The 251-nt window shown below is 63.7% G+C and carries 1 protein-coding gene; it reads right to left on the bottom strand.

All coding sequences use genetic code 11. The features are described from left to right. On the bottom strand, nucleotides 1-251 hold a 251-nt coding region (locus FQ664_RS26515), incomplete at both ends, for an MnmC family methyltransferase (protein WP_256676117.1).

Here is a 251-nt window from a genome sequence, read left to right as displayed (position 1 = left end):
ACCCAGCACCGTGCCCGGATGCGATAGCCGCGCCAGTTGCGCAAACAGCTCCGGGGTCCACATGTCGGGGTTCTTGGCGGGGGCGAAGCCGTCGAGGAACCACACATCGATCTGTGCATCGAGTTGCGGCAGTTGTTCCAGCACATCGCCGATCAACAGGGTCAGGGTGACCCTGCCACCGGCGAAGGTGAACTGTTGAAAGCCCGGGTGCACCGCCACGTATTGCTCCAGCAGCGGCTCGGTATAGGCGG

It is taken from the genome of Pseudomonas persica (assembly GCF_900291015.1).
In the GTDB taxonomy this organism is placed as follows: domain Bacteria; phylum Pseudomonadota; class Gammaproteobacteria; order Pseudomonadales; family Pseudomonadaceae; genus Aquipseudomonas.
The sequence above is the reverse complement of the archived record's forward strand: the minus strand, read 5'-3'. Positions and strand labels throughout refer to the sequence as shown.